Source organism: Pseudonocardia sp. N23, assembly GCF_002583555.1.
In the GTDB taxonomy this organism is placed as follows: Bacteria; Actinomycetota; Actinomycetes; order Mycobacteriales; family Pseudonocardiaceae; genus Pseudonocardia.
Window position 1 is genome coordinate 178,637 of record NZ_BEGX01000114.1, and the last position, 24,305, is coordinate 202,941.

Here is a 24,305-nt window from a genome sequence, read left to right on the forward strand (position 1 = left end):
CGGATCGAGGCCCGATCCTACGGCGCGAGCGCTACGACCCGAGGATCGTGATGCGGCCCGGCATCGGCGCCGGGACGTCGAGGTTGTCAGACAGCCACTCTCCCATCACCCGAGGATCACCACGGCGCGCGAGCGGTGCCGCTTCCGGTACGACTTCGACTCCAGCACCGCCCGCCGCGCCATCCTCGCGATCACCAGCGACACCGCCGCATCCACCTTCCGATCCCGGTCCGGGCCCTTCCCGATCGAGATCCGATCCCGGTACGGCCGCCGCCACGCGCTGTAGACGTGCCGGGCCATCACCCGGTCCCCCGAGTGCAGCAGCGTCCCCTGCTCGATCTCCGACGCCACCAGCTCGGCCCCGAGCGCGAACCGGTAGATGTGGCGGCGCATGTCGAACGCAATCGGGTCCGACGGCGACCCCTGCGACGCCGGGGTCGCCGGCGCGTCGTAGCCCGCGCCCCACCGGCCCGGCCACTCCACCCGCACCAACTGCTCCATCGGCCGCACGTCTGACCACAACGCGCACACCCGGTACCGCTCGTGCGCCTGCGTCACCCAGTAGTCCAGCTCGGCGACGTCGACCGGCGCCCCGGCGTGCCGCGGCTCGTGGATCCAGATCGGCCACGAGAAGCCGTCCGAGATGCGGCACGCGACCAGAGCCGTCGCGTCGTCGGACTCCGACGGGTCCAGCCCCAGCGCGATCTCCTCGCCATCCTCGACGACCACGCCCGGGTCCGCGCACGCGTCGTAGGCCTGCGCAGCCACCCACGTCGAGTACGACGACACCCGCCAGTTCCCGAACTCGCGCTGCGACCGCTCGATCGGCCGCTTCGGGTCCAGCACCTGCTCGAGGATCTGCTCCTGGTCCACCCACGGGCAGTCGTGATAGATCGTCGCCAGCGCCGCTCGGATCGACTCCGGGTCCGACCAGTCCGTGTCCGTCGGGGCCTCCCGCACCACCATCAGCAGGCGCTGCCGGCCCCGGGTGCGGCCCTCCTGCTCCGCCGACCACGCCTCCCACAGCGCCTCCGCCACCGAGCCCGACCCCGGCTCCGGCGCGTTCGCCAGCCCGAGGACCCGGGCGCCCGGCACCTTCGTCGCGTTGTCCGACAGCACGTCGTAGAACTCGTGCCCGTGGTTGCTGACCGTCCACTCCGACAGCTCGTCGGCCACCACGAACGTCGGCCGGCCACCACGCGCCGTCGCCGGCGACGACGTCGTCACCCGCAACTCGCCGCCCGTGATCCCCGGCGACGACGGCACGTAGATCCGCTCCCGGCCCGGGTCCAGGTTGTAGATCCGCTGCAGCGGCGTCCCCCGCGCCGTCCACGCCCCGACGTACTTGAACGTGTTCCCCACCTGCGCCTGCGACACCGCCGACAGCTGGACGAGCGGCATCGACACCGGCCGGCCCAGCGCTCCCCCGGGCACGTCGGCGTCCCAGCCCCCGAACCGCACCGGGCCCAGCAGCTCGGCCAGCGACAGGAACCCGGCCGTCGGCGACTTGATGGTGCCGCGCGCGAGCCGGACCAGCGCGGCCCGGTACAGCCACCGGGCCCGCTCGTCGAGCGCGTACCACCACAGCACGAACCGGATCTGGTAGTCGGTCAGCGTCAGCGGCTGCCCTGCCAGCTCACCGTCCGGGACGTAGAACAGTGGCTCCCCGTGCTGGGCGCCCGCAGCCCACGCGAGCACTCCCCAGCCCAGCGTCCGGTCCGGGATCCCCGCCGGCAGCGTGTCCAGCGGCTCCAGCACCGCGGGTCAGGACCCCGACAGGCGACGCCGCGCGTCGTCGAGGTGCGCGATCCCCGCCTCGACCTCCGCCGCCCGCTGCTCCCCCGCCGACGTCGACGCACCCCCAGCCGGAGGACGGCCCGACGCCCCAGGCGGCGCCAGCTCGACGTGCGCCTGCCGCCGCGACCGCTCCGTGCACAGCAGCTGCTCCATGCCGCGCATCACCGAGTCGTAGCTCGACGCCTTCGCCTCCGGGTCGGCGAGGACCCGCGACATCTGCTCGGCGAGGAACCATGCCGCCATCCGATCGGACGGCTGGTAGTAGAACGCCTGCCCCGATTCCCGCAGCGACAGATACCAGTCCCGGGCCGCCGGGTGCCATTTCGACGACGCCCGCCGCCATTCCGGAACCCGCCTCGCCGATTCCGGCGCGGCCGGGGGTGTGTCGACGACCCGCTTGTTCCGGCGCTGCCGCTGCTCCGCAGGCTTCGGAATCGTGGCCATTCGACAACCTCCAAGGGCGTGTCCACCGAAACGGGACAACGGGAATGGTAATCGGGCGGCCGCATTGCTCCCAGGCGTACGGGATCCGGCGGGCTATGCCTCCCGTAGCGGCTCCCGGCCGGGCGGGGGGAGGGGGCCCGTGGGTCCGCTGACCATCGCTGCGACCGCCTCGACGAGCTGGTCCGCCTTGAGGCTGTTGCATCGGGCGTGGGCGGTTCGGACGTTGGCGTAGCTGTGCCGGCCGCCCCGGGCCAGCGGGACGACGTGGTCGAGCGTCGCGGCGAGTGGGCGCCAGGTCTGGCTGGGTCGGCCGTCGCAGGGTGTGCCGCAGAGGTGGCAGAGCCAGCTATCGCGCTCGAAGACGACGATGGCGATGACGTCCTCGTCGTAGGCGTTGCGCTCTCGTGCGCGACGTCGGCGGGCTGCGGTGCGGCGCTGGCATGACCGTGAGCAGGTCGTGATGACGCCGCTGTACCCGGCGCGTCGATCGATGGTGAACCAGGTGCCGCAGTCGCACCGACTGGTGACGAATCTCGGTACCGATCGACTGCGGCGGGCTCGCTTCGCGCACTGCTTCCTGCACCAGCGCTGCTCGATGTGGTGTGGGGTGAACGGCTCGTGGCACCCGGGGCACGTTCGGCTGGGTGGGGGTCCTGCGCAGAGCACCCGGGGGGTGGTGCTGGCAAGGATGTTCTGCACGGTCCTGGTGTGGCGCTCGGCCTTGTCCGGGGCGTGCCGGGTGGCTGCGGCGCAGAGGTTGTCGCAGTGCGGCTGGTGGCCGGCCTTGAGGTTCCGCGGGTCTCGCTGCAGGGCTCGGCCGCACCAGCCGCAGGGCACGGTGACGCGGTAGGCCTGGTGGTAGCCGCGTTGGCGTTGGGCTCGTGAGGTGGCTCGTCCTGTGCAGCGGCGGGAGCAGTAGCGCTTGTCGCTGCGGCCGGTGACGGGGCTGTGGCACTCGGGGCATGTGCGTGAGGGTGCGTCGAGGGTGGCGGCTGGCACGGGTGGCGTGTCCTTCGGGACATCGCCACCGGGGCGTCAGGGTGTGGCCACCTGGGCCGTGTGCTGTTCATGGTCGCGCGCGGTCAGTCCGCGAGGTGGCCTTCCTCGTACACGGCGGCCCATTTACCGCGCAGTGCGCCTGCGGTGGCCTCGACTCGTTGGCCGGTGTCGGGGTCGTGGCGGTACAGGGTGAGGTCGCCGTCGTCGTCCCAGCGGAAGGAGGTGGTGGCGGTGGGCCATTTGAGAACGGTTCCGTCGGTGAGGATGACGACGGTGCAGCCCGGCTGGGCCTGCTCGTCGGCCTGCTCGGTCTGGTGCTGCTCGGTCATGGTGTGACTCCTGGGTGCGGTTGGGCTGGGCGTCGTGTGGCTGCGTGGCGGATGGTGTTGGCGTCGCGGGCGGTGATGGTGGCGTGGCATCGGGTGCAGGCGGCGACGAGGAGGTGGAGGCGGTGGTCGTCGTGTGCGCCGGTGTGGTGGACCTCGTTGGCCTTGGTCTCGCAGCCGGGGAGTCGGAGCTGGCATTGCTCGTGGTCGCGGGCGAGGACGTGGGCGCGGATGCCGTTGCGGCCGTACCACCCGGGGGGTAGTGGTGAGCGCCGGCGGGGGGTCACTGCGGGGCACCCGGGGGGTTGTCCTGGGCGACGCCGAAGACGAACCGCTTGGGCACGCCCAGGTCAGGTGGGACGTCGAACACGAGCCACCTGTCGTGCCCCGTGCCTCGTGTGTGCTCGGCTGCCCACTTGCCGCGCTCGGCTGGGGACTCGAAGGGCATGACGTTGTCGGGGCTGGGCTCGGGCTCGCAGACGCGGCACCAGAGCAGGAACATCACGGTGTCGCTCCTCGGGGGTGCTGGGCCTCGACGTCGCCGAGGCGGAACGGCGGCTGGTAGGTCGGGGTGAACCCGAGCTGGAACTCGCCGGCGTGGCGGGTGCGCTCGGTGCCGTCGCCTTCGGCCGGTGCTGGCGGTGGGGCGGTGACGGCGGGGTCGGTCTTGGTCAGGCGGATGTCGATGACCTCGGTGCCGAGGAGCCAGACGACGATCCTCATGTGTGTCCCCATCGGTAGCGGTCGCCGTCGACGTCGGGCTGGGCCTCGGGGTTCGGGGGCTGCGGCGCGGCAGCCCCAGCCGCGATCGGCTTGAGACGCATAGAGATCGTCCCGTCGACGTCGTGCATCCAGACTTCGACGCGGTACGGCCTGCCGTCGTAGATCGCGAGCGCGTCCATGTCGCTGAGGTCCTGCGCCTTGCTGATGGCTTTGACGTGCTGCTCGATCGTCAAGTCGAGCCCGACGAGCAGCGCGCTGACCTGGCGGCGGATGTCGCGAAGGTCGTCGATGGGGCGGTGGACCTCAGGCATCGGTCGGCTCCCGTGCGGTGTCGGCAGCCCCAGCCAGCGGAGCCGGTCGCCAATCCGTCTCTCGTGGCCGCTCGAACAGCCGGAACACCAGCCCACCTCCGGGTGCATTGCGGAGGGAGGCGCGAACCTCGGCTTCGTCCGACGACTCGCACCACACAGCGGAGCGGTTGGTCGGGTCGCACGCGTGGGGCCCGAACGTCGCCCTCCAGTAGTTCGCGGGTTTCATCGCTGGCCGCTCGTCCGGCTGGGCGGGGGCGCCCGCCTCGGCCAGCGCGCGGGACACGACGTCGACGATTTTGTACGCGTCAGCGAGGCTCATCGTCGAGTGCGCGTCGTCATCGCTGAGGACGGCCCAGCGAGAGAGGACAGCCTGCGCCGCAACGCCTCGGCCGTCGGGCTGTGTGTCGTCTCCGGATGCCACAGCCGGGACAGCGGCAGCTCGCTCAGCGTCAGACGTCCAGGCGCTCACGCGGTGCACGATCGTTCGCGACACCGGCACTGCAGCGGCGATCTCGCCCGGGTGGTCGCCGACCGCCTGCTGTGCCCACGCGCGCGCATGGAGCTCCGTGGTGACGCCGCCGATCATCTCCACACCGCCGGTCCCGGTCGTGCGCACCGCCCACTCCGTGCGGGTCTCGTCGCGCACCCACGCCGGTGCGGGCTCGTCCGCCTCGGCGGAACCATGGGCGTTGCCGTGATCAGCATGATCATTGACATGCTCACCGGCGCCGTGTTCGTTGACGGACATGGGCGCCTCGGCGGAACCACTCGCAGCGGCCCGGTAGGCGGCCACAGCGTCCCGGATGGCCCACAGGTAGTGCTCCAAGCCCTCAGGCTGTCCCGTGCGCTCGCGCCAGTCGACCCACGCTTCGGCGGCGTCGAGGACGGGGCGGACGGCCTGCACCCGGGCGCGGGCCTGGGCCAGGTCCGCCAGGGCGTCAGCGCGCTCAGCCACGAGGCGGAACAGCGCAGTCCGGGCGGCGAGAGACGACATGCCCCAGTAGTGCGGCAGAGGGCGCTCCGACGACCAGTCCGCGGTGAGGCCAGCCTCCTCGGTCCAGCGCTTGGCCTCCTTCCATCGGGCGCGCCACTGATCAACCTCGGAGTCGAGAGCGGCCCGCTTCTGCATCTCCTCTGCCTGGATCTCGTGCGTGCGACAGCGGAGGCGTTCGACATCCTCGCGGGCCTGGGCCAGGTCGGCGCGGAGAGCGGCCACCTCCGGCGAGCCCTCGACCGCGACCCGGATCATCTCCCTGGCCGCGATCACCAGCTGCTCGCGCTTGCCCTCGTCCGTCTGCACACCCTCGGCGAAGTCGGCGATCAGGTCGTAGCAGTTCCCGGACGGGATGGCCCAGTCTCGCCAGAGCAGGCCGTCCTCGCCCTGGTATCGGATGTCCATCGGGTCGGTCTGCGCAGCGATGATCTCGGCGGCCGTCTTCAGCGCGGCGGCCTCGTCCGGGGTCGGGGCGGTCACCGGCTCTGCCCCGTGAGGATGTAGTCGGCGGCGCAGGACCCACACCCGCCGCACTGACAGAGCGGGTCGACGCTGTCGCGGGCTCGCTGATCGACTGCCTCCAGCCGGGGCACGTCGAGCACGTCGGCGATCTCGCGCACCACGTCCCGGCACGCCCCGCACACGCTGCCCAGCCCGGCGCGGTGACGGCGGGAGTGGAGCAGCTGGGCGGCCGTCTCGACCCGATCCGCGGCGGTCACGACGTGCGCCGCCCGTCGCACGTGCACGGGCTGTTCGTGCAGATCGGGCACGTCCACGGCCGGTCTCGGCTGTCAGCGTTCGGGGGCATCGGGCGTCTCCTCGGGGTGGGGCGGTTCGCTGCGGCGCAGGGCCCGCACAGCAGCTCGCCGGGGCGGCACGGGTAGACGGGGCGGACCTCGGAGCAGCGGTCGCACGGGTAGATCGGCGCCGGCGGCGCGGGTGTGGTGGTCACGAGGGCACCGTCCAGCGACCGTGCCGACCTCGGCCGACGAACGTCAGCGGCGGTGGGCAACTGACGTGGCCCCAGGTGCGGCCAGTGGCCACGGACGAGATCGTCTCGGGGTCCACATCGAACCGTTCCGCCAGAGCGGGCCCGGACTGACCGTCGAGCAGGGCCTCTCGGATCTGCTGGACGAGGTGCTCGGTCAGCTTCGCCCCGGACGCGCGGGAGCCGCGGACGATGACCTTGCGGCCCTTGCGGTCGCGGTCCTCGTTGTTGTCCCGCGGCGTGCCCAGGAACAGGTGCGTCGGCTCGATGCAGGCAGGCGTGTCGCAGCGGTGGCACACGAACATGCCCTTCGGCACGGTCCGCCCAGTGGCCAGTTCCCAGGCCAGGATGTGCGCCCCCACCGAGCGACCATCGGTGAGCGTCAGCTTGCGGTAGCCGAAGCCACGCAGCTTCCAACGGGGCCGGTAGATCAGGCACTCGCCGCGCCGTTCGCTGCCGTAGTCGAGTCGTTCAGCGACGGTCGAGCCGACAGGAGCCCGATCCACGACCAGGCTCGTTGTGTCGCCGTGGCGCTGCCAGCGGCGGTAGTGCATCGAGCACCAGCCGTGCTTACCGTGTCGCTCACGGGCGCAGGTCTCGATCTTGCACTCAGGCACGGACGTTCTCCCTGTCCGGCCACTGGGCCTTTCTCAGCCAGTCGACGCCTCGTCTCCCGTCCAAGTACGGCCCTTCCCAGCCGAGCCAGTCCGCGGCGCAGGTGCACATCGCGACGGCGTCGGCCTCGTCCGCGCTGATCCGGCCGAGGCCTTGCCCGGGCCACGCGAGCGCGACGGCGCGCTTCACGTCGTCCTTCGTGGCGTTGCCCTTGCCCGCGATGTAGCCCTTCACCGTCGACGGGGCGAGCACCGCGACGGGGATCTGGTGGTGCAGCAGGCGGCGGACGACGGCCCACCAGACACCGGCGCGCTCGTGGGGCTGCCCGTGCTGCGCGGCGTGCGCGGGGCCCTCGACGACTGCGAGGATCGTGCCGGTGGTGGCGAGCCCGACGGCCCAGGACGCCATGACGCCGATGCGGTCGGCGGTGGCTTCGAGACCGGCGCCGGTGGCAAGGGTGGGCGAGGTCTTGAGCCAGGTGTCGACGCGGCCGTCGGCGGTGAGGGTGGCGGCGCCGGCCTTGGCGAGGCCGAGGTCGAGGGCGAGGACATGGTCGGTCATCGCGGCGGCCAGATCATGACAGCGGCACCGATCACCGCGAGCGCGACGATCGGCGCACCCGGCAGGACGAGGAGGAGCCAGAGCTGGTCTCCCGTGCTCTGGGCCAGCCAGAGGCCGGTGATCATGACGAGCCCGAGCAGTACTGACGAGAAGAGGGCGATGCGCTCGGCGAGCTGCTGCATCGGCGGCTTCATCGTGACCTCCGGAGCAGCGCGACGATGCCGACGACGACCACAGCGGCGACGACCGCGCCCGGCATGATCCCGAGCAGCCACAGCAGGTTCCCGGTCACGTAGAGCCCGCCGGTCGAGACGAGCACCGCGAGGGAGCACGTCGCCGCCACGATGCGCAGGGTCTGGCCGCCGTCGTCGATGGCCTGGTTCAGCTGGTGGTCGTACCCGTTCGTCGCCGGCGGGGCGGGTTCCCAGTGGCCGGGGAGCCACGGGTGCTGCTGGATCGGCTCGGTGTGGGGTTCGACGGCGGGGATGCGGGCGGTGGCGCAGCGGGGGCAGCGCGGGTCGTCGCAGCCGCGGCACGGGTCAGGCATCGGTGGCCTCCTCGAGGAACGTCGCGACGGCGTCCCACTCGTCGGCGTCGGTGATCGATCCGGCGTGGCCGGCGCGGATCGCGTCGCGGATCTCGTCGGCCACCTGGCGGCGGGTCTGGACGGACAGGGCGGCGCGGTGCTCGCGCAGCGCCTGGGTGACGTCGGCGACGGCGTAGGTGCGGCGGCCGAGGGCGTAGCGGAAGGCGTAGACGAGGAGTTCGGGCGCGACGGTGATCGCGTGGGTGGTGTCAGCCACGGCGGCCGCCGGTGTACGGCCGGGACGGCGGCGTCCAGCCGAGGGCGAGCATCGTGCCGAGGACCTTGCGGGCCAGCGCCGCGTCGGACAGGTCGGGCCAGGACGGCAACGGTGGGCGGCCCATGCGGTCGCGGCACTGGAGTCGGCCTCGGACGTCGAGGAGGACCTCGACGCGCATCGCGGCGTAGTCGATCGGGTCGTCGCCGTTGGCGTAGGCCTCGACGGCGAGTACATCGAGTGTCGAGTCAGGCATCGGGGTGGTCCTTCGGTGGGGTGTGGTCGCACTTGTCGCCGGTCGGGCCGAGGTGCCGGGCCTCGGGGTGGATGCGCCACCCGTCGGCGTCGCACCAACGGCAGGCCCGCCGGTCGGCTGCGAGGCGCTTGGCGTGGTCGGCGTCCCACTGCTCGGCGGCGCGGCGGGCGCCGGCGCAGGCGCGGCACGGGCCGTCGTGGTCGGTCCCGACGTGGGTCGCGCAGCGGTCCTCGGGTCGAGGTTGGGGCGGGGGGTCGTTCGACTCGCGCGGGTACGGATCTAGAGATCCCCCCTCAGGCTGAGTCGTCGGCGACTCGGTGGCGGTGTGGGTGCCAGGTGACGGTGTAGGTGTAGGTGTAGGTGCAGGTGCCGCGCGCGCGTACGCGGGGAGCCCTCCCGACGGCGTCCCGAGGGGGTCCTCCAGGGCCTCGTCAGGGTCTCCGAGCAGCTGTTTCTCGGCATCGGTGATCTTTTGGAGCTGCTCGGCGTGCTCCGCCTGCTTCTGAGGCCCTCCCGAGGGGGTCCCGAGGGCCTCCCGAAGGCGTCCGCACTCCCTCGCGAGGGCCTGGCGAAGGGCTTGGGAGGCCGTCCCCAGGGCCTCGCGGAGGGCGACGCCGAGCATTCGGGGCTGCTTCCACAGCCCGTCGTTGCGCATGAACGACCGGACGAGGAGCTCCTCGGTGTCCCAGTCGAGGACGACGTACCCGCGGTCGGCGAGCTCGTCGAGGCCGTCCTCGACGTCACGGCGGGTCATGGCGGTGCAGCAGCGGGCCCAGCGGCCCACGGTGAGCGGGAGGACACCGGCGTAGTTGATGTCGGCCTGCGACAGGAGCACGAAGTACAGCCGCTGGCCGCGCTCGGACACCTTCCGGAAGTCGTCGTCGGTCCAGATGCTGGTGAAGATCTGGGCGTAGCCGCGGTTGGCCATCGGGGTGGCGTCCTTCGGTCCGTCGGGGTGCGGTTCAGGGTTCGACCTCGTCGAGCGCCGGCTGCGTCTCGCGGCGGAGCGCTTCGGCGGCGATCTCGACGAGCTGGGCGCGGATCGGGGAGTCGTTGATCCGGGCGCGGTGCTGGGTCCAGTTGCAGGGGTTGTGGTGCTTCCCGCAGGACGGTCCGCACACCTGCGGGGGATCGGTGCGGGGTGGGATCCACCCGGACCAGCGCCGCGGGTCGCTGATGGCGTACGGGGGCTGTGTGAGGGCCTTCGCGAGGTCTTCGTGGGCGAGGACGCGGTCGCGGCGGGCCTGGTTCTCCTCGTGGGCTCGGGCGGCCTGCTCGGCCCAGAGGCGTTGGAAGTCGGGCATGTCCACCCTTCTGGGGTTGGTGCCCGGCCGGGCGCCGGAGGGGAAGTGGCGCCCGGCCGGGTGGTGCGCGCTCGGGGGCACCCGGGCGGCACCGTCGGCGCGCAGCGAGGGCAACGCGTCGACGTCCTAGTGCAGGTGCACCCCGAGGCGCTCCTCGTAGGCCGCCTTCTCCCTCTCGGCCTGGTCGGCCATGGCGCGCTCGTAGTCGTCCTGGGTGATGACGCCCTTCTCGATGAGGAGGGCACCGATCGCGGCGCTGCCGAGAAGCGCGCTGTTCACACCGACGCGGAGGTGCTTCGGCTCGGTCGGCTTCGGGTCGCGGAACATCTCGGCGGCGACTCCGGACTGCATGGCGTGCATGGCCGCGTGGTAGCGGTCGACGTCAGCCTGGCTCATCAGCCGATCTCCTCGGTGTCCTCGTCGAACGGCAGCGCCGGGTCACCCTCCGGGGCCGGCGTCACCTCGCCGAGCTCCACCTCGATGACCTTCATGCCGACGACGGGTCGGTGGTGCCCGTCGGCCATGAGTTCGTGGTGGGGCTCCTTGACGCACTCGGCGATGCCGGTGAACCGCATCCGGCCACCGAGGGTGGGGAGTTCCTCGACGATGGCGGCGGCCTTCATGCCGGTGAACCGGACGAACGTCTCGTCGCCGGTGGGCTTGTCGGTCATGCGGGGGTCTCCTGTCGAGGTGTGGCGGGGCGGAACAGGTCGGCGAGGCGGGTCAGCCACGGGCGGGGCTCGTGGGCGCAGTCGCGGCGGGCGGTGATGCGGACGACGTGGTGGCGTGTCGTCGACGCCAGGTAGTCGGCGCGCTCGTTGAGTTCGGCGGCGAGGGCGCGGCATTGGGTGGCGGTGAGCCACACGCAGCGGGCGTCGGCGTTGGCGGTGCGGGGCCGGAGCCAGACGGCGGCGGCGTCGTCGGTGGAGGTGATGGGTTCGATGACGACGCGGCCGGTGTGGCCGGCGACCTTCACGCCGGGGATCACGACTGGCCTCCAGCGGCCTCGCACTCGGCGGGGTCGCCGTGTAGCCAGTCACCCCAGCTGTCGCGGCGCCGCGCGGACGTCGCGGCGATGGGACGCCAGCAGCCGGTGCAGTCGGCGTCCGCGGGCCGCTCCGGGGCCGGGCCGATCGTCAGGACCGGCTGACACCCTCCGCCGTGTTCGCTGGTCAGCTTCGCGATGCGTCGGACCGTCGCCGCTTCGTCGTCGCTGAGTTCGACGTCGAAGAGCCTCGTGCTGTCGTCGCAGCCGGACAGCCTCATGTCGTACATCACGACTCGGTCCGGGCGTCGTCGTCGGCGGCGGCCTGCGCGGCGTCGCCCTGGTCCTCCTCGGCCGCGATCTTCGCCTCCTCGCGCCGGATATCGTCCGCGGTCAGCAGGTCCGCCGCGGCGCCGGCGAGCCCGTCGGGGTGCCCGGCGCTCTCCAGCTGGGACAGGGCGTCGATGACGAGGGACGCGTCGGCGACCGACAGGCCCTTCGACGTGTCGAGCTGCCGCTTCAGCAGCAGCCCGGTCAGCCGGAGCCGGTCGTCCCGGTCGTTCGCGCCGCCGAGCTCGGCCTCCCGGAACAGGGCGTGCATCTTCCGGTTCTGCTCGGTCGACGACGGCCGGTTCGGGTCCCGCTCCCCCGGCTCGTCCGCGCTGGGCGTGTCGTAGCCGTCCTCGCCGGGCAACGGCGGCCCCGCAGATGTCGGGGCCGCCGCGCCCGCCGCCGCGGCCGTGCCGCCGCCGGATGCGGCCGCGGGGGTCTTCGGTGCGGGCTTCTTCCGGGTGGCGCGCTGCGCGGTCCTGGGCGCCGGCGCGGTGGTCTCCTCACGGGCCGGGAGCGCCGGGGGCTGCTCGTCGCCGAGGACGAACTCGACGTCGCCGTCCTGCAGCTCCTCGAGCGTGTAGGACATCCCGGAGATCACGTCGGCGAACTTCCGGCGGCACAGCCGCGACGTCGCCCGCGCGATCAGCTTGTCCTCCGGGTACCCGCCGAGGTCGATCTTCGCCTTTCGGGCCTGGTCAGCGGTGAACACGACCTCGGTCCAGGTGTCCTCGTCGCGACGCTTCCCGCGGACCAGCGCGCGGGTGTCGGAGCAGTCGCCGTACTCGATCTGGTGGCCCTTCGACAGGACCAGCGCCCGCATGAGCAGCGCGTCCTGGCCTGGCTTCCCCTTGATCACGTTGATGTGCTGCAGCGCGGTCATCGGGGCGACGCCCATCTCGCGGCCGGACAGGATCGCCGCGGTGATCGCTGCCGGCTTGCGCCGCAGGGCGTCGGGCACGAAGTCGGTGTCGGCGATGCGCTCGGCGAGCATCGCGACCTGCGTCACGACAGTGATCCACCCGTCGACGTCAGTGGCGGGCGGCAGCGGAGCGAGGGCGTGCCCGCCGGTGATCGGGATGACCGGGGCCTGCGCCCCCTGGTAGCGGTCGAGCTCGGCGGTCATGCGGGCTGTCCTTCCTTCGCGCGGTCGTCGGTAGCGACCTCGAGGCGGCGCGGCTTCGTGTGGGCGGGCGACGACAGCGGCGGCCCGACGTAGCTGCGGGAGTGGTCGGTGACGAACTGGCCGACCTCGCGCACGTAGAGCAACTCGCGGTGCTGGTCGCGACCGGCAGTCATCGGAAACAGGTCGTAGCCGTCCGCGCGGATATGCAGGGCCAGCGCGAGGTGGAACTCGGGCATGGGCTGCTCGGCGCCGTCCTCGTCGACGTAGACGTCGGCGAAGCGATAGCCGGCGAGCTGCAGGGCAGTCTCGCCGAAGATGCCGGAGCGGGACGTCTTCACGTCGAGGATGACGAGCGCGAGCTCGCCGTTGTCGGCGAGGCCCTGTAGCAGCGCCTGAAGCGCGGGATCGTCGCCCGCCAGGCCGCAGTCGAGGAGGAGCTGCGGGTCGAAGTAGGCGGCGAGGTCTCCGGTGCCGGCGTAACCGTGGCGGTGGGACATGACGACGAACTCGACGAGGAGTGGCTGCGGGTCCCACTGGTCCAGGAACGCGACGTAGGACTCGACGTGCCCGGCGAGGTCGTCGGGTACGGCGACGGTCTTCCCGGCGACGAGCTGCTCAGCGAGTGTGTGGACGCGGGTGCCCTTGTTCGCGGCGGCGTCGCGGTCGGCGTAGCGGGCCTTCTTGAGCTTCTCCAGCCGCGCGCTCGGGGTGAGCTTCCCCAGCTCGTCCCAGTGGTCGACGGCGTACTCGGCGGTGACTCGCGGACCCCAGTCCATGAGAGCTGGCTTCGGGACGCCATCGCCGAGGAGTGTGGTGACGCCGGGGACCTTGGCGCCGTTGGCGTCGACATAGGAGTGGCCGCGGCCGCGGTTGACGCGGCGGATCGGCCCGACGTAACGGCTCACCACGCGACTCCGATCTGTCCGAGCCACGGCGCGCCGTCGGCGTCTTCGAGGACGTGTTCGCGCTCGCCGGGCTGCATGGGCCGGAACGAGACGCGGGTCTTGTTGGTGGCGGGGTCGTGCTCGGCGGCGGTGGCGACGACGAATCCGCCGTGGAGGTCGGGGCCCATGACGCGGCCGACGACGACGTTCCGGACGTCGCCGGGGTAGGTGAGGTTCATCGGGTCCTCCGGAGGCGTGCTGGGAGCCAGCGGCTGCGGTCGCGGCGCGGGGCCGGCGCGGGTTGCAGCGCGACGAGCCGGCGGACGAGCGCGGTGTCTTCGAGCCACTCGGCGGCGGGCCGGTCACCGAGGAGGTCGCGGATCAGCTCGGCCCGCTGCACGCCGTCGATCTCGTACCGCCGGAACGACTGGTTCACTGACCGGTAGACGTGCATCCGCATGGCGTCGGCGTTGCGCCGCAACCAGTCGAGGAGGTGCGCGCGGTGCGACGGCGTCATGTGCTCGACGTTGCGCCAGTGGAGTTGGCGGGTCTCGTCGTCGCGGACGAGCCAGGTTTCGGACTGGATGAGCTTGTGCGCGACGGTGGGGTCGTCGGGGACGTAGAGCCCGGGGTAGTCGGCGGTCACGGTCACTGGTCCTCCTTCGGGGTGCAGAACCGGCATCCGAGGAGGAGGGCGCGGCGGTTGCGCCATCGGAGGTCGGTGAGCGCGACGACCTCGTCGCAGCACCCGCAGGCGATGGCGGTCGGGGCGGGCGCGGGGATCACCGGCTTCGGCCGTGCTGGAGGGACCTCCTGCGGCAGAAGGCCCCCAGCGCAGACGACGCAGAGCTGTTCGCCGTCGCGGTGGGTGAGCCAGCCGGTGCGGGCGCATCGGTCGCAGGCGAGGCGTTGGGGGCGCGGGAGCGCGGTCTGGGCGACGGTGGCGAGGCCGGCGGCGCGGGTCACGTCGCCACCGGGTTGGGGATGGGCGCCTCGCCGTCGATCTTTCGGACCGAGTTGATGACGGCCTGGCCCTCCGGGCCGAGGAGGTGGCCGTAGTCGCCGAGGCTCTTCGCCCAGGCGCGGGCGGCGTCGACGACGGCCTGGGCGTCGAGGTCCTGGTTCTTCTCGGCGAGCTTCGCGTCGAGGGGCCCGAACGGCGGCGCGGGACGCGCTGCGAGCTGCGCCCGCAACGCCGCGTTCTCCCGGCGGGCCTCCTGGAGATCCAGTCCGAGCCGGATCGTGGTGTCTTCGTCGACGTCGGCGCTCGGGGCGACCACCTCGTCGGGGTCGTCGTGGGCTTCATCGAGCGCCCGCCGCAGCTCGATGATCGTGCTCATCAGCTCCGCGATCTTGTCCTGGTAGTAGGCCTGGATCGCCTCGGGGGTGCGCTGGATGAGCGTCGCCGTCTCGGGGTCCTCCAGGATCGCGATGGCCTCGTCGGCGTGCGGGTCGACGGGATCGTGTCCGGCGGCCTGGTCCCAGCCGTCAGCGACCGCGCGGAGGAGGTCGGGGATGAAGCGCCCCATCAGGCGGTCTCCTTCGGGTTCTCGACGATCGCCATCACGCGGATCGCGCGCCGCAACAGCGACTCGCGCACGACCGGGTCGGGCTCGGGCTTGCGGTGGCGCCCGACGTACTCGACCTGCCGGATGCCGCGCGGAGGGGTGGGAATCGGGCGGGGATGCGTCACAATGGCCATGGCGGAGGTGTGGTCCCTTCGTGGTTCGGGTGCGGTTACGACGGGTCGGCGCTGGCGGCGCCGGCCCGTTCGCCGTTGGTGTGCTGCTCGATGACGTCGAGTAGCTGCCCGGTGAGGTCGTCCCCCGCTTCGGGGGCCTCGGGGAGTTCGTTCCTGTAGGGCGCCGGGACGTAGCCGCGGGCTTCGGGTGCGAGGTCGAACTGACGGCGGAACGCGCGTCGGCGGGCGACGCGGGCGGCCTGGGTGTTGTCCTGGCGTTCGGGGAGCAGCTCGGGCGGGCGGCGCCATCTCTTGTTGTCACTGCTCATCGGCAGTCCCAAGTACGGGAGAACTGCAGGGCGCTTCTGCTCACGAGGCGGCCGCCGACGGCTCGTCGGCAACGACGGGGTCGGGGGCCCAGTTCGCGAGAGTCTGGGCGGGGACGTCGATCTCGCCGTGGGTGACTCGGTTCAGCTCTGCCGCGATCTTGCGCCAGGACGTCTCGGGACGTTGGGCGCGGATCCAGGGTGCGACGGGCTGCCCGAGTACGCGACTGGCGAGTCGCTGGAGGGGGGTCTCGGTCGGCACGTCGAGGACCGTATCCCAAGATATGTGGACTCGCCAAACATCGTGGCAAGGAGCGTGTCGTTACTGTGATGATCCGCTAGTTGTCCAAGAAGTTGACAAGTGCTTAGACTGCATCCCATGACCACGGCACTTGCGGCCACCGAGATCGTCGACGACGACCCGGACCGCGTCATCAGCGCAACCGTCCGGGCACTCGTCAGCGCGAACCGGGTTGACACAGGCCGCCTTGCCGAGGCTCTCCAGATGAGCCGGCAGAGCTACTACAACCGCGTGAACGGAGAAAAGCCCTGGCACGCGAAAGACGTAGCCAGGGCTGCCCGCTTCTTTGCGGTCCCAATTCAGGACATCTACTCGGGAACCGTCCGGATCGGGCCGAACGGTCCGGGGACTATCACGACGTAGGTGCCGAGGTCGTCGGCCTCCATCAGACCCGGCAGCGACCCGCCCTCACGCAACGGCGTGACGTAGCGGATCGCGGTGACCCCTCGCAGCACGACACCCCGTCCTCTCGCTCGAGGGCCATCCTTGCGGACGACCGTCGTGCGGGAGAGCGGGGTGTGCGTGCGCCGCGGGGGGCGGACCGACGTTCGCGAGGACCCGGGTGGGTCCTGCTCAGCGGGTGGAGACGCTCAGCGGGTGGAGACGCTCAGCGGGTGGAGAACAGGTGCGGCTCCGGCTCGGTCCAGGCCGGGACGTAGCGGGCCCGCTCCTGGTCGTGCACCTCGGTGGGAGCGCCGGTGTGGGCGGGTGTCCCGATCGCGCGCGACTGCGGCGCCGCGTCCGGCTCGCCCCGCTGCACGACGGGCGCGGCCGGCCGGCCCATCGGGACGAAGCTCTCGCTGAGCATCGGGAACCCGCGGGTCTCGGTGGGGACGTCGTTGCCGTTGGCGGTGGCGGGGGCCTGGGCACCGGCCATCGCCGGGGCCACGGGGCGGCCGTTGTCGTGCACGGAGACGACCACGGAGCGGCGTGCGGCACGCCGGGCCTCGGCGCGGGCCCGCCGGCCCGCGGCGACGTACGACAGGCTGAGCCGGCCGGGACCGTTCACCGCGATGCCGAGCACCACGGCGATGATCATGCCGACCAGTTCCCAGCCACCGTTCTTGACGAAGATGCCGTTCTTCGCGTGAACGAAGTACACCGCGCCCGTCATCACGAACACGAACCCGGCGGCGGCCCATCGGACCATCACGCCGAGCAGCAGCAGGAACGACCCCGTCAATTCGACGACCAGCGTGAACGCGGTGGCCGCGATCGCGATCGGGATGCCGAAGTTGGTGAACACCACCGTCGTACTGGCGAAGCCCGTCTGCACGAACGTCTGCCAGACGTGCGCGAGCATCACCACCGAGACGAGGATCCGGCAGACGAGGATCAGGGTGTCGCGCGACCAGTCCTGCACCCAGGCGCGGACCAGGTCGGGGAGCGTGCGGGGCATCTCAGCCTCCTGTACATCGGTCGATCGTCATGTCCGGCGAGGCCGAGTGCGACTCTGCGTGCCTGCCCGGACGCTGTCCGTGATGGCCGTCGTCCCGACGCTAGCCCGAACGCCACTCCATGGAGGGGCGAACGGTCGATCCGACGACGACCGAACGGTCCTACGCGGTGAGCTGTCGCACATCGACCACTCATCCGTGTAACGCACGTCAGCGGAAAAGGTGACGCGCCGAGTTCCGACGAGTACGCACGGGCGTACTTCGGACCCGAACGTGGCATGTAGGCCGTACGGGGGTGGTGTTAGCCCCACCCCCGTCGACGGGTCAGCACGCTCGTCGCGCCGGCCCCGGTCCGGCACAGTCGTTCCTGCCGGGCGGGAGGGCAACACCTGGGGGGCCCGCCCGGCACGGACGACCACCACGTCGCCGCCGCTGGGGAGCGGGCCGCGACCGGGTGGACGGGGTTGTCGACGGGGGTGTCGAGAACCCCCGCCGGCCGGGCGGCACTGGGGAGCGCCGCCCGGCCGATCTCGATCTCCTCAACCGTTGCACGAGTGGGCATGATGAGCCCGTGAGCGAACCGATCCGGTCCGACCGTCCTGCCGACATCACCTCGACCCCCGAATGGGCCGCGCTGACCGCGCACCATCGCGAGGTCGGGCCCCTGCACCTGCGCGAGCTGTTCGCCGCCGACCCCGACCGTGTCGACGCCTTCACCGCCGAGGCGGCCGACCTGGTGCTCGACCACTCCAAGCACCGCATCACCCGCGACACGCTGCCGTTGCTGTTCGCGCTCGCCGACCGGGCCGGCATCCCCGACCGCATCACCGCGATGTTCCGCGGCGACCACATCAACACCAGCGAGGACCGCGCCGTCCTGCACACCGCGCTGCGACAGCCCCGCGACGCAGCCCTGACCGTCGACGGGCAGGACGTCGTCACCGACGTGCACGCCACGCTCGACCGCATGGGCGCCTTCGCCGACTCCGTCCGGTCCGGCAAATGGACCGGCCACACCGGCGAGCGGATCCGCGACGTGGTCAACATCGGCATCGGCGGCTCGGACCTCGGCCCGGTCATGGCCTACGAGGCGTTGCGCGCCTACGCCGACCGCGACCTCACCGGCCACTTCGTGTCCAACATCGACCCCACCGACCTCGCCGAGACGCTGCGCGGCCTCGACCCGGCGACGACGCTGTTCATCGTCTCCTCCAAGACCTTCACGACCCTGGAGACCCTCACCAACGCCCGCAACGCCCGCGACTGGCTGCTCGCCGCGCTCGGGGACTCCTCGGCCGTCGCCAAGCACTTCGCCGCCGTCTCGACCAACGCCGAGAAGGTGCGGGAGTTCGGGATCGACGAGGCCAACATGTTCGGCTTCTGGGACTGGGTGGGCGGGCGCTACTCCGTCGACTCCGCGATCGGGCTCTCGCTGATGGTCGCCGTCGGCCCCGAGCGGTTCGGCGAGTTCCTCGCCGGCATGCACGCGATGGACGAGCATTTCCGCACCGCGCCGGCCGCCGAGAACGTGCCGCTCATCGCCGGCCTGCTCAACGTCTGGTACTCCAACTTCTTCGGCGTCCAGACCCACGCCGTGCTCCCCTACAGCCAGTACCTGCACCGGCTGCCCGCCTACCTGCAGCAGCTGACCATGGAGAGCAACGGCAAGTCGGTGCAGCAGACCGGCGTCCCCGTCACCACGTCGACGGGCGAGATCTGGTGGGGCGAGCCCGGCACCAACGGCCAGCACGCCTTCTACCAGCTGCTGCACCAGGGCACCCGGCTCGTGCCTGCCGACTTCATCGGCTTCGCCCGCCCCGCGCACGACCTGCCCGGCGAGGGCTCCGCCGACATGCACGACCTGTTCTCCGCCAACCTGTTCGCCCAGACCGCGGCGCTCGCCTTCGGCAAGACCGCCGAGGAGATCGCCGCCGAGGGCACCCCCGCCGACGTCGTGCCCCACAAGGTCATGCCCGGCAACCGCCCGACGTCGACGATCCTCGCGCCCGAGCTCAGCCCGTCGGTGCTCGGCCAGCTCATCGCCTTCTACGAGCACGTGACCTTCGTCGAGGGCTCGATCTGGGGCATCGACTCGTTCGACCAGTGGGGCGTCGAGCTCGGCAAGGTCATGGCCAAGCAGATGGTGCCGGTCCTCTCCGAGGCCGACCCGTCCTACGACGGCCTCGACGCCTCGTCGACGGCCCTGGTGAAGCGGTACCGGACCCTGCGGGGGCGCTCGGCCTGACGGGCCCTCCCCGTCGGGCGGGTGCGGGGGGCCCGCCGCTCGGCGAGACTGGACGGATGCGATCTCCGTCCCCCCGGCTGCCGGTGCTGCTCGGCGTCGTCGTGGTGGTGGCGCTCGCCGTCGCCGCCGGCTGGCTGCTGCACTTCGGCGCGACCGGCACCGGCACCGCCGACGCCGACGCCGCGCTGCTCACCGACGCCGTCGCCGTCCGCGGCCCGCGACTCACCACGGCCGCCGTGACGGTGACGACGATCGGCAGCACCGCCGCAATGGCGATCCTCGCCGTCTCGATGTGCGTCGTCAGCTGGCTGCGCGGCCGCCGCGCGGACGCCCTGTTCGTCGCGGCGGCGGCGCTCGGGGGCAGCGCACTGTTCCGGCTGCTCAAGTCGCTGTTCGACCGGCCCCGCCCGCCGGTGGCGACCCGGCTGGTCAACGAGACCAACGAGTCGCTGCCGTCGGGGCACGCCACGATGTCGGTCGTCATCGTCGGCGCGCTGGTCGTGCTGGTGTGGCCCGCGTGCGGCGCCGCGGCGCGCGTCGTGCTCGTCGCCGCGGCGACGCTGTGGGTCGCCGCCGTCGGCGCCACCCGCATCTACCTGGGCGTGCACTGGTTCAGCGACGTGCTGGCCGGCTGGTTCGTCGGCGCCACGTGGCTCGCGGTGTGCGTCGTCGCGCGCCGGTCCTGGGGCAGCAGGCCCGGCGAACCGGCACCGCAGGACGCCGATCCGATCACCCCCGACGATCCGGCCGTCGACCGCTAGGCGTGTTCCTTCGCGCACCAGCACGTCGACCGCCCCCCGACCGTGCCGTGCACCATTGGCGACCCGCATCGCGGGCACCTCGCGTCGCCGTGGCGGTGCTCGATGATCCGGCCCGTGTGCACACCCAGCCGTCGGTGTCGTCGACGGCGACGATCCGGCGGTCCGGCGCCTGCTCCAGCACCCGCCGGGCGGACCCGACCTCGGGGGCTCCGGCACGTGATCAGTCTCGCCCCGGCCGTGTCACGGTGCGCGCCGGAGTTAGCGTGACCTCCCGTGGTGTCCTCGACCCCGGCCGACGCCGGCCCCGTCCTGCTCGCCCGCGACGTCGACCTCGTCCGCGGGTCGTCGCGGCTGCTCGACTCCGTGTCCCTGCGCGTCGAGCAGGGCGAGCACTGGGCGCTCCTGGGGCCCAACGGCGCCGGCAAGTCGACGCTGCTGGGCATCCTCGGTGCCCGCACCCATCCGACCCGCGGCGAGGTGTACGTCCTCGGCCGCAGGCTCGGCCGTGTCGACGTCCGCGAGCTGCGGTCCTACCTCGGTCACGTCGACCCGCGGCATCCGCTGCAGTCCCCGCTCACACTGCGCGAGGTGGTCCTCACCGGACTGACGGGCACCACCGGGCTCGTTCCGCGGTGGGCCCCGACCGCGGCCCAGGAGACCGAGGCCGACCGGCTCGTCGCGCTGCTGGGTGTCGACCACCGCTCGTCGGACCGCTGGCCGACGCTGTCGCAGGGCGAACGCGGCCGCGCCCTGATCGCCCGCGCGCTCATGCCCGCGCCCCGGCTCCTGCTCCTCGACGAGCCCGCCACCGGCCTCGACCTCGCCGCCCGCGAACAGCTCCTCACCGCGCTCGACGTGCTGCGCCGCGAGCACCCCACCCTCGCGACCGTCCTCGTCACCCACCACCTCGAGGAGCTCCCGCCGTCGACGACGCACGCCTACCTGCTGCGCGACGGCCGCTGTCTCGCCGCCGGCCCCGCCTCCTCGGTCCTGACGACGGACCTGGTGAGCGACTGCTTCGGCCACCCCGTGCGGATCGTCCGCGACGACGGCCGCTGGGCCGCCCGCGCACACCGGATCCCGCTGGCGGCCGCGGGTCGGTGAGCGTCGTCTGCACGGGGAACAGCCGCCCGGCGACGTGAGTTGACCTCGGCGTGAGTACCCGTGTGCGCGTGCGCGCCCCCGAGCTGCGCGGCCGCCGCTGGCTCGGCACCGGCGGACGTGACCTGTCACTGGCCGACCTGCGCGGCAAGATCGTCCTGCTCGACTTCTGGACCTTCTGCTGAGTGAACGATGGCTAGAGTACACAACGTGCCGAAGCAGGAACAGGGTGTCCGCGCAGTGATCTACGCTCGCGCGTCGCAGGACAGGGACGGGACCGCGCGTTCTGTCGATCAGCAGCGTGTGGAGTGTCGCGAGTTCGCAGACCAACGCGGGTTTCAGGTTGTCGCGGAGCTAGCGGACAACGACATGTCTGCCTACGCGGGGAAGCCGCGACCCGCATACATCGAGCTGCTGCGGATGATCCGTGAGGGTGAAACGGATGCGGTGATCGTGTGGGAGCAGTCGCGTCTCACACGACGCCCCTACGAGCTTGAGCAGTACATCGAAGTGTGTGAGCCACGAGGGGTCGCTACCCACATGGTGACCTCCGGCTTCCTTGACCTGACGACGGATCAGGGTCGCTTGGTCGCGCGGATGATGGGTGCTCAGAACCGCTACGAAGTCGACCAGCTCCGTGGACGTGTGAAGCGAGGTCTCCGCTCCCGTTCTGCGAAGGGTCTCCCGGGTGGAGGTCGCCGACCGTTCGGGTTCCTCGCCGACAAGGTGACCCACGATCCCATTGAGGCAGCCGCTATCCGCTCAGCAACGGAGTCGGTGGTACTTGGTGAGTCGGTGCACGGAATCGCCCGCGAGTGGCGCGCTCAGGGACTCGTCACGACCACCGGGAAGCCGTGGACCACCACGCAGCTCCGCGCGCTGCTGCGGAGACCCCGCAACGCGGGACTCATGCAGCATCAGGGTCGCGTTGCCGGTCGCGCGTCGTGGGAACCCATCGTGCCCGCGGAGCTGTGGACCGCGTGCGTCGCAGTGCTGGACGACCCGCAGCGACGCACCTCCCCCGGCACCCAACCCGCGTATCTCGGAACGTTCATCTATCGCTGCGGTGCGATCGTGGACGAGCAGGAGTGCGGGTTGCTCATGCGCTCGTGGCGCTCCGGAAAGCCTGCGGTCAAGGTGTACCGCTGCACTGCAACGGACAGGAAGCGGGACGGGGTCACCACCCGCCACGTCACCATCCCCATTGCTCCGACTGATGAGTACGTGGGAGAGGTCATCCTCGCGCAGCTGCACGAACTCGGTCACGGTCTCCCGCTTGAGGTGGAAGACACCGCTCCCCCGACACCCGTGACGACAATCCAAGAGCTAGAGGCTCGTCAATCAAAGCTCGCTATGCAGTTCGCGACGGGAGTCCTCCCCGAAGACGCGTACACCGCCGCAATGACACTCATCATCGCGCAGCGCGAGCAACTCGCTCAGTCATTCGCAGCACCGATCCGCATAGCGCGTGATGAGGTGTTCGACCTCGCACGCGAGCGGAGCAGGTGGGAAGACTTGTCCCTCGACCGGCGACGCGCACTTGTGTCAGATATTGCAACGGTGACGATTCTCCCCGCTGGTTCCGGGAACCGGTTAGCAGTGGCAGACAGAGTCCGCGTGCAGTTGCACCTTGAGGAGTGGGACGAAGCGATTTCCCGTGACCGCGAGATAACTGAGGCTGCGCGGGTCGCATGGGAACAGGAGAATCCGAGACTTCCGGGTGAAACACTGATCGAGTGGATGAACCGTGGTCCCCAATAAACGTGACCACCACCGTCAAGATTCCCGACACGGTTGACCTGCTGAAAGACACCCTTAGCGACCTGTCGGGACTGGCTTCCGCTACCGGTTGGCAGCTCGCAGCGCTGGTGTGGGCGTGGGTACGACCTCCGGTTGTGGGGCGCCCCGGAAACCGTGCAGAACTGCACAGTTTGTCAGTTGCGCAACTCTGTGACCTGCGTGTTCGTGGTCTGCGTAGCAACAACACCGTGATCAAGTACCGCACAGCGTGGCAACACGCGAGCGATGCCGGTCTAGCGACATCTGTGCAACCGGGAGAGGAGACTGAGCTACCCAGTGTCGACTTCGGGGAGTTCGGGAGAATGCGCACGTGTTCACTTTCCACCGGAGAATGCGCGTCTAGCGCAAAATCCCCGCAGCATGCACCATGCGCGGATGGACCCCGAAGAACGGTCGCAGGTCGCACGTATCAACGCGCTCAAGTCGTGGGCAGCCACGCGCAACAGAACCACGCGCACCGCAGCGGGACGACGAGCAGCGGATGTGCGGTTCACCAAACAAGCGCGCGAGCTGCTCGGACCAGACGCGACGGAGAAGCAGGTTAACCGCTCAGCGGAAGCATTGCGCGCTGCGTTCTATCGGGAGATGGCGCTCAAGTCAGTAAGGGTTCGCAGGAAGCGCCGGAACACGTAGCAGATTGTCAAGAGAATTGTGTTACGAATGAGTAACGAAGCGTCGGAAAAGCGCTTCTGCGCGTGTGAATAAGTGTGAAGTGTGCTAAAATGGTACATAGCGTTGGAAGATTCATGCTCTCTTCCGGATAACTGAATAATGAGGTTCACCCATGATAGAGCGATCCACGCTCAGCTTCCCAGACCCGGGATTACTAGCCGCTCTGGATGAGGCTGCCGACGAGCAGCGGAAGTCTCGCTCGGAGTTTGTCCGCAGCATCCTCGCGGAAGCTCTCGGGTACAACGAAGAGTTCGTTCCCCGTCGAAGCAAGTTGCAAGTGGCTCAAGACTCCCGCTGATCTCCAACCGGCGGGTCAGGTAGCTCCCAGTCGTGCGACGTCTTTGCCTCTTTCACCGTCGCACTGCTGGTCGCAGCGCCTAAACCACGCGAGCACCCCGGTCAAGTTGTCACGTGCGCGACCGGGGTGCTCGTGTGCACTGGACTCCACCGCAGCAGCGGTTGAGAAAGATAGGGAAGACTGAGAGCGGAAGTCACCCGGTGTGATGAGACGCCGGGTGACACCCTCTCGCCCACCAAGTCTCCCCGGAGAACCGATTGTCCTGTGTCGGTTCGCGGTG

The 24,305-nt window shown here is 70.9% G+C and carries 40 protein-coding genes; 9 read left to right on the forward strand and 31 right to left on the reverse strand.

Annotation, left to right across the window (positions count from 1 at the left end):
• Window positions 1-105: 105 nt before the first annotated feature.
• From TOK_RS25195 to TOK_RS25275, 17 genes are all read right to left on the reverse strand, one after another.
• Window positions 106-1,758 (reverse strand): terminase, encoded by a 1,653-nt coding sequence (locus TOK_RS25195; RefSeq protein WP_098960452.1) that lies wholly within the window; start codon window positions 1,756-1,758, stop codon window positions 106-108.
• A gap of 6 nt (window positions 1,759-1,764) precedes the next feature.
• Entirely contained in the window at window positions 1,765-2,241 is a 477-nt protein-coding gene (locus TOK_RS25200; protein WP_098960453.1) for a hypothetical protein, read from the reverse strand.
• Window positions 2,242-2,334: 93 nt separating this feature from the next.
• Window positions 2,335-3,240 (reverse strand): HNH endonuclease signature motif containing protein, encoded by a 906-nt coding sequence (locus TOK_RS35525; RefSeq protein WP_216362098.1) that lies wholly within the window; start codon window positions 3,238-3,240, stop codon window positions 2,335-2,337.
• 83 nt (window positions 3,241-3,323) lie between these two features.
• Entirely contained in the window at window positions 3,324-3,569 is a 246-nt protein-coding gene (locus tag TOK_RS25210) for a hypothetical protein (RefSeq protein WP_098960454.1), read from the reverse strand.
• A gap of 280 nt (window positions 3,570-3,849) precedes the next feature.
• On the reverse strand, window positions 3,850-4,071 hold the full coding sequence (locus TOK_RS25215; protein ID WP_098960455.1) for a hypothetical protein: 222 nt from the start codon (window positions 4,069-4,071) through the stop codon (window positions 3,850-3,852).
• Window positions 4,068-4,289, reverse strand: a complete 222-nt coding sequence (locus TOK_RS25220; RefSeq protein ID WP_098960456.1) for a hypothetical protein — start codon at window positions 4,287-4,289, stop codon at window positions 4,068-4,070. Before TOK_RS25220 ends, TOK_RS25215 begins: the two co-directional genes overlap by 4 nt.
• On the reverse strand, window positions 4,286-4,600 hold the full coding sequence (locus TOK_RS25225) for a hypothetical protein (RefSeq protein ID WP_098960457.1): 315 nt from the start codon (window positions 4,598-4,600) through the stop codon (window positions 4,286-4,288). The genes TOK_RS25220 and TOK_RS25225 overlap by 4 nt, the downstream gene beginning before the upstream one ends.
• Window positions 4,593-6,119 (reverse strand): hypothetical protein, encoded by a 1,527-nt coding sequence (locus tag TOK_RS25230; protein WP_141566536.1) that lies wholly within the window; start codon window positions 6,117-6,119, stop codon window positions 4,593-4,595. Before TOK_RS25230 ends, TOK_RS25225 begins: the two co-directional genes overlap by 8 nt.
• Complete coding sequence (locus TOK_RS25235) at window positions 6,071-6,370, reverse strand: hypothetical protein (RefSeq protein WP_141566537.1); 300 nt, start codon at window positions 6,368-6,370, stop codon at window positions 6,071-6,073. The genes TOK_RS25230 and TOK_RS25235 overlap by 49 nt, the downstream gene beginning before the upstream one ends.
• 172 nt (window positions 6,371-6,542) lie before the next feature.
• The gene (locus tag TOK_RS25240; protein WP_098960460.1) at window positions 6,543-7,199 is read right to left on the reverse strand and encodes an HNH endonuclease signature motif containing protein; all 657 of its coding nucleotides are present in this window, start codon (window positions 7,197-7,199) and stop codon (window positions 6,543-6,545) included.
• Window positions 7,192-7,758 (reverse strand): hypothetical protein, encoded by a 567-nt coding sequence (locus TOK_RS25245; RefSeq protein WP_098960461.1) that lies wholly within the window; start codon window positions 7,756-7,758, stop codon window positions 7,192-7,194. The genes TOK_RS25240 and TOK_RS25245 overlap by 8 nt, the downstream gene beginning before the upstream one ends.
• Window positions 7,755-7,952, reverse strand: a complete 198-nt coding sequence (locus tag TOK_RS25250; RefSeq protein WP_098960462.1) for a hypothetical protein — start codon at window positions 7,950-7,952, stop codon at window positions 7,755-7,757. Before TOK_RS25250 ends, TOK_RS25245 begins: the two co-directional genes overlap by 4 nt.
• Complete coding sequence (locus TOK_RS25255) at window positions 7,949-8,305, reverse strand: hypothetical protein (RefSeq protein WP_098960463.1); 357 nt, start codon at window positions 8,303-8,305, stop codon at window positions 7,949-7,951. Before TOK_RS25255 ends, TOK_RS25250 begins: the two co-directional genes overlap by 4 nt.
• Window positions 8,298-8,561: a hypothetical protein gene (locus TOK_RS25260; protein ID WP_098960464.1), complete on the reverse strand. Its 264-nt coding sequence runs from the start codon at window positions 8,559-8,561 to the stop codon at window positions 8,298-8,300. The genes TOK_RS25255 and TOK_RS25260 overlap by 8 nt, the downstream gene beginning before the upstream one ends.
• Entirely contained in the window at window positions 8,554-8,814 is a 261-nt protein-coding gene (locus TOK_RS25265; RefSeq protein WP_098960465.1) for a hypothetical protein, read from the reverse strand. Before TOK_RS25265 ends, TOK_RS25260 begins: the two co-directional genes overlap by 8 nt.
• Window positions 8,807-9,742 (reverse strand): hypothetical protein, encoded by a 936-nt coding sequence (locus TOK_RS25270; RefSeq protein WP_098960466.1) that lies wholly within the window; start codon window positions 9,740-9,742, stop codon window positions 8,807-8,809. Before TOK_RS25270 ends, TOK_RS25265 begins: the two co-directional genes overlap by 8 nt.
• 34 nt (window positions 9,743-9,776) lie before the next feature.
• Entirely contained in the window at window positions 9,777-10,118 is a 342-nt protein-coding gene (locus TOK_RS25275) for a hypothetical protein (RefSeq protein WP_098960467.1), read from the reverse strand.
• Between TOK_RS25275 and TOK_RS34820 the strand changes: the two genes are divergently transcribed.
• A complete protein-coding gene (locus TOK_RS34820) occupies window positions 10,117-10,248 on the forward strand; it encodes a hypothetical protein (protein ID WP_256388007.1) in 132 nt (43 codons plus the stop codon). The genes TOK_RS25275 and TOK_RS34820 overlap by 2 nt on opposite strands.
• Here TOK_RS34820 and TOK_RS25280 read toward each other — a convergent pair.
• The 13 genes from TOK_RS25280 to TOK_RS25335 are packed head-to-tail and all read right to left on the reverse strand — an operon-like array spanning window position 10,245 to window position 15,712.
• On the reverse strand, window positions 10,245-10,514 hold the full coding sequence (locus TOK_RS25280) for a hypothetical protein (protein ID WP_098960468.1): 270 nt from the start codon (window positions 10,512-10,514) through the stop codon (window positions 10,245-10,247). The genes TOK_RS34820 and TOK_RS25280 overlap by 4 nt on opposite strands.
• The gene (locus TOK_RS32915; protein ID WP_098960469.1) at window positions 10,514-10,789 is read right to left on the reverse strand and encodes a hypothetical protein; all 276 of its coding nucleotides are present in this window, start codon (window positions 10,787-10,789) and stop codon (window positions 10,514-10,516) included. The genes TOK_RS25280 and TOK_RS32915 overlap by 1 nt, the downstream gene beginning before the upstream one ends.
• A complete protein-coding gene (locus TOK_RS32920; protein WP_098960470.1) occupies window positions 10,786-11,106 on the reverse strand; it encodes a hypothetical protein in 321 nt (106 codons plus the stop codon). Before TOK_RS32920 ends, TOK_RS32915 begins: the two co-directional genes overlap by 4 nt.
• The gene (locus tag TOK_RS32925; protein ID WP_098960471.1) at window positions 11,103-11,393 is read right to left on the reverse strand and encodes a hypothetical protein; all 291 of its coding nucleotides are present in this window, start codon (window positions 11,391-11,393) and stop codon (window positions 11,103-11,105) included. The genes TOK_RS32920 and TOK_RS32925 overlap by 4 nt, the downstream gene beginning before the upstream one ends.
• Window positions 11,393-12,559 carry a hypothetical protein gene (locus TOK_RS25300; protein WP_098960472.1) on the reverse strand — a complete coding sequence of 389 codons (1,167 nt, stop codon included), beginning with the start codon at window positions 12,557-12,559 and terminating at the stop codon, window positions 11,393-11,395. The genes TOK_RS32925 and TOK_RS25300 overlap by 1 nt, the downstream gene beginning before the upstream one ends.
• On the reverse strand, window positions 12,556-13,464 hold the full coding sequence (locus TOK_RS25305) for a hypothetical protein (protein WP_141566539.1): 909 nt from the start codon (window positions 13,462-13,464) through the stop codon (window positions 12,556-12,558). Before TOK_RS25305 ends, TOK_RS25300 begins: the two co-directional genes overlap by 4 nt.
• The gene (locus TOK_RS25310; RefSeq protein WP_098960474.1) at window positions 13,461-13,682 is read right to left on the reverse strand and encodes a hypothetical protein; all 222 of its coding nucleotides are present in this window, start codon (window positions 13,680-13,682) and stop codon (window positions 13,461-13,463) included. The genes TOK_RS25305 and TOK_RS25310 overlap by 4 nt, the downstream gene beginning before the upstream one ends.
• Window positions 13,679-14,095: a hypothetical protein gene (locus TOK_RS25315; RefSeq protein WP_098960475.1), complete on the reverse strand. Its 417-nt coding sequence runs from the start codon at window positions 14,093-14,095 to the stop codon at window positions 13,679-13,681. Before TOK_RS25315 ends, TOK_RS25310 begins: the two co-directional genes overlap by 4 nt.
• Window positions 14,092-14,409, reverse strand: a complete 318-nt coding sequence (locus TOK_RS25320; RefSeq protein ID WP_098960476.1) for a hypothetical protein — start codon at window positions 14,407-14,409, stop codon at window positions 14,092-14,094. Before TOK_RS25320 ends, TOK_RS25315 begins: the two co-directional genes overlap by 4 nt.
• Entirely contained in the window at window positions 14,406-14,972 is a 567-nt protein-coding gene (locus TOK_RS25325; RefSeq protein ID WP_098960477.1) for a hypothetical protein, read from the reverse strand. The genes TOK_RS25320 and TOK_RS25325 overlap by 4 nt, the downstream gene beginning before the upstream one ends.
• A complete protein-coding gene (locus TOK_RS32930; RefSeq protein ID WP_172457775.1) occupies window positions 14,972-15,145 on the reverse strand; it encodes a hypothetical protein in 174 nt (57 codons plus the stop codon). The genes TOK_RS25325 and TOK_RS32930 overlap by 1 nt, the downstream gene beginning before the upstream one ends.
• A gap of 35 nt (window positions 15,146-15,180) precedes the next feature.
• On the reverse strand, window positions 15,181-15,453 hold the full coding sequence (locus TOK_RS25330) for a hypothetical protein (protein ID WP_098960478.1): 273 nt from the start codon (window positions 15,451-15,453) through the stop codon (window positions 15,181-15,183).
• 40 nt (window positions 15,454-15,493) lie between these two features.
• Window positions 15,494-15,712, reverse strand: a complete 219-nt coding sequence (locus tag TOK_RS25335; protein WP_098960479.1) for a hypothetical protein — start codon at window positions 15,710-15,712, stop codon at window positions 15,494-15,496.
• A 117-nt stretch (window positions 15,713-15,829) separates the two neighbouring features.
• Between TOK_RS25335 and TOK_RS32935 the strand changes: the two genes are divergently transcribed.
• Window positions 15,830-16,114 (forward strand): hypothetical protein, encoded by a 285-nt coding sequence (locus TOK_RS32935; RefSeq protein ID WP_172457776.1) that lies wholly within the window; start codon window positions 15,830-15,832, stop codon window positions 16,112-16,114.
• 244 nt (window positions 16,115-16,358) lie between these two features.
• Here TOK_RS32935 and TOK_RS25345 read toward each other — a convergent pair whose 3' ends face one another.
• The gene (locus TOK_RS25345) at window positions 16,359-17,150 is read right to left on the reverse strand and encodes a DoxX family protein (RefSeq protein ID WP_098960480.1); all 792 of its coding nucleotides are present in this window, start codon (window positions 17,148-17,150) and stop codon (window positions 16,359-16,361) included.
• Between the two features lie 569 nt (window positions 17,151-17,719).
• Here TOK_RS25345 and pgi point away from each other — a divergent pair.
• The 7 genes from pgi to TOK_RS35530 all read left to right on the forward strand — a co-directional run bounded on the left by pgi (window position 17,720) and on the right by TOK_RS35530 (window position 24,025).
• Window positions 17,720-19,393, forward strand: a complete 1,674-nt coding sequence (gene pgi, locus TOK_RS25350; RefSeq protein WP_253258628.1) for a glucose-6-phosphate isomerase — start codon at window positions 17,720-17,722, stop codon at window positions 19,391-19,393.
• 56 nt (window positions 19,394-19,449) lie between these two features.
• Complete coding sequence (locus tag TOK_RS25355) at window positions 19,450-20,154, forward strand: phosphatase PAP2 family protein (RefSeq protein ID WP_098960481.1); 705 nt, start codon at window positions 19,450-19,452, stop codon at window positions 20,152-20,154.
• A 273-nt stretch (window positions 20,155-20,427) separates the two neighbouring features.
• Complete coding sequence (locus tag TOK_RS25365; protein ID WP_098960482.1) at window positions 20,428-21,258, forward strand: ABC transporter ATP-binding protein; 831 nt, start codon at window positions 20,428-20,430, stop codon at window positions 21,256-21,258.
• A gap of 50 nt (window positions 21,259-21,308) precedes the next feature.
• A complete protein-coding gene (locus tag TOK_RS34825; protein WP_256388008.1) occupies window positions 21,309-21,440 on the forward strand; it encodes a hypothetical protein in 132 nt (43 codons plus the stop codon).
• A gap of 25 nt (window positions 21,441-21,465) precedes the next feature.
• A complete protein-coding gene (locus TOK_RS25370; protein WP_172457777.1) occupies window positions 21,466-23,016 on the forward strand; it encodes a recombinase family protein in 1,551 nt (516 codons plus the stop codon).
• Between the two features lie 414 nt (window positions 23,017-23,430).
• On the forward strand, window positions 23,431-23,688 hold the full coding sequence (locus TOK_RS25375; protein WP_098960834.1) for a hypothetical protein: 258 nt from the start codon (window positions 23,431-23,433) through the stop codon (window positions 23,686-23,688).
• A 151-nt stretch (window positions 23,689-23,839) separates the two neighbouring features.
• Window positions 23,840-24,025 carry a ribbon-helix-helix protein, CopG family gene (locus tag TOK_RS35530; protein WP_098960484.1) on the forward strand — a complete coding sequence of 62 codons (186 nt, stop codon included), beginning with the start codon at window positions 23,840-23,842 and terminating at the stop codon, window positions 24,023-24,025.
• Window positions 24,026-24,305: the final 280 nt, after the last annotated feature.

Excerpts from the sequence above, each read along its gene's own strand:
- TOK_RS25225 (WP_098960457.1), bottom strand. The coding sequence starts at position 4,600 with ATGCCTGAGGTCCACCGCCCCATCGACGACCTTCGCGACATCCGCCGC.
- TOK_RS25310 (WP_098960474.1), bottom strand. The coding sequence starts at position 13,682 with ATGAACCTCACCTACCCCGGCGACGTCCGGAACGTCGTCGTCGGCCGC.
- TOK_RS25300 (WP_098960472.1), bottom strand. The coding sequence starts at position 12,559 with ATGACCGCCGAGCTCGACCGCTACCAGGGGGCGCAGGCCCCGGTCATC.
- TOK_RS32930 (WP_172457775.1), bottom strand. The coding sequence starts at position 15,145 with ATGGCCATTGTGACGCATCCCCGCCCGATTCCCACCCCTCCGCGCGGC.
- TOK_RS25330 (WP_098960478.1), bottom strand. The coding sequence starts at position 15,453 with ATGAGCAGTGACAACAAGAGATGGCGCCGCCCGCCCGAGCTGCTCCCC.
- TOK_RS25200 (WP_098960453.1), bottom strand. The coding sequence starts at position 2,241 with ATGGCCACGATTCCGAAGCCTGCGGAGCAGCGGCAGCGCCGGAACAAG.
- TOK_RS25210 (WP_098960454.1), bottom strand. The coding sequence starts at position 3,569 with ATGACCGAGCAGCACCAGACCGAGCAGGCCGACGAGCAGGCCCAGCCG.
- TOK_RS32925 (WP_098960471.1), bottom strand. The coding sequence starts at position 11,393 with ATGTACGACATGAGGCTGTCCGGCTGCGACGACAGCACGAGGCTCTTC.
- TOK_RS32935 (WP_172457776.1), top strand. The coding sequence starts at position 15,830 with ATGACCACGGCACTTGCGGCCACCGAGATCGTCGACGACGACCCGGAC.
- TOK_RS34820 (WP_256388007.1), top strand. The coding sequence starts at position 10,117 with ATGTCCACCCTTCTGGGGTTGGTGCCCGGCCGGGCGCCGGAGGGGAAG.
- TOK_RS25345 (WP_098960480.1), bottom strand. The coding sequence starts at position 17,150 with ATGCCCCGCACGCTCCCCGACCTGGTCCGCGCCTGGGTGCAGGACTGG.
- TOK_RS25245 (WP_098960461.1), bottom strand. The coding sequence starts at position 7,758 with ATGACCGACCATGTCCTCGCCCTCGACCTCGGCCTCGCCAAGGCCGGC.
- TOK_RS25325 (WP_098960477.1), bottom strand. The coding sequence starts at position 14,972 with ATGGGGCGCTTCATCCCCGACCTCCTCCGCGCGGTCGCTGACGGCTGG.
- TOK_RS25270 (WP_098960466.1), bottom strand. The coding sequence starts at position 9,742 with ATGGCCAACCGCGGCTACGCCCAGATCTTCACCAGCATCTGGACCGAC.
- TOK_RS25355 (WP_098960481.1), top strand. The coding sequence starts at position 19,450 with ATGCGATCTCCGTCCCCCCGGCTGCCGGTGCTGCTCGGCGTCGTCGTG.
- TOK_RS32915 (WP_098960469.1), bottom strand. The coding sequence starts at position 10,789 with ATGACCGACAAGCCCACCGGCGACGAGACGTTCGTCCGGTTCACCGGC.
- TOK_RS35530 (WP_098960484.1), top strand. The coding sequence starts at position 23,840 with ATGATAGAGCGATCCACGCTCAGCTTCCCAGACCCGGGATTACTAGCC.
- TOK_RS25265 (WP_098960465.1), bottom strand. The coding sequence starts at position 8,814 with ATGCCTGACTCGACACTCGATGTACTCGCCGTCGAGGCCTACGCCAAC.
- TOK_RS25255 (WP_098960463.1), bottom strand. The coding sequence starts at position 8,305 with ATGCCTGACCCGTGCCGCGGCTGCGACGACCCGCGCTGCCCCCGCTGC.
- TOK_RS25375 (WP_098960834.1), top strand. The coding sequence starts at position 23,431 with ATGGACCCCGAAGAACGGTCGCAGGTCGCACGTATCAACGCGCTCAAG.
- TOK_RS25280 (WP_098960468.1), bottom strand. The coding sequence starts at position 10,514 with ATGAGCCAGGCTGACGTCGACCGCTACCACGCGGCCATGCACGCCATG.
- TOK_RS25220 (WP_098960456.1), bottom strand. The coding sequence starts at position 4,289 with ATGAGGATCGTCGTCTGGCTCCTCGGCACCGAGGTCATCGACATCCGC.
- TOK_RS25275 (WP_098960467.1), bottom strand. The coding sequence starts at position 10,118 with ATGCCCGACTTCCAACGCCTCTGGGCCGAGCAGGCCGCCCGAGCCCAC.
- TOK_RS25250 (WP_098960462.1), bottom strand. The coding sequence starts at position 7,952 with ATGAAGCCGCCGATGCAGCAGCTCGCCGAGCGCATCGCCCTCTTCTCG.